The organism is Caballeronia terrestris (genome assembly GCF_001544515.1).
Classification (GTDB): domain Bacteria; phylum Pseudomonadota; class Gammaproteobacteria; order Burkholderiales; family Burkholderiaceae; genus Caballeronia; species Caballeronia terrestris.
Genome location: NZ_FCOL02000616.1, coordinates 1 through 576 on the forward strand (window position 1 = coordinate 1; position 576 = coordinate 576).

The 576-nt window shown below is 63.5% G+C and carries 1 protein-coding gene; it reads left to right on the forward strand.

What is annotated here, in order from left to right; translation table 11 throughout:
• On the forward strand, positions 1–465 hold a 465-nt coding region (locus tag AWB67_RS39235), incomplete at its 5' end, for a thiamine pyrophosphate-dependent enzyme (RefSeq protein WP_235025649.1).
• Positions 466–576: the final 111 nt, after the last annotated feature.

Genomic DNA, 576 nt, shown 5'->3' on the forward strand with positions numbered 1-576 from the left:
GCCAACACGCTGCTGCTGGACAACGCGCTCGCCACGATGGGCGCCGGCCTGCCGTCGGCGATGATGGCGTCGCTGCTGTATCCGAACCGCCGCGTGATGGCGGTCTGCGGCGACGGCGGCTTCATGATGAACTCGCAGGAACTCGAAACCGCCGTGCGGCTGAAGCTGAACCTCGTCGTGTTGATCATCCAGGACGACGCGTACGGCATGATCCGCTGGAAGCAGGCCGTCGACAGCTTCGCCGACTGGGGCCTCACGTTCGGCAACCCGGACTTCGTCAAGTACGCCGATGCCTACGGCGCGAAAGGACGGCGCGTCGAGTCGGCCGAAGGGCTGAAGCCGGCGCTGGAGGCGGCGTTCGGCGAGGGAGGCGTGCAGCTCGTCATCGTCCCGGTGGATTATTCGGAAAACAGCCGCGTGCTGGTCGAAGAACTCAGAAACCGCGTCACGGAGATACAGAAATAAAGATCAAGGCAGCAGTTTTGTAGGGAATGGGGGCGTCGACGTCCTATGCCGATACACGCCCCTTGCACATCGAAGAGATCGATTTGGCGCCGCCCGGGCGCGACGAAGTGT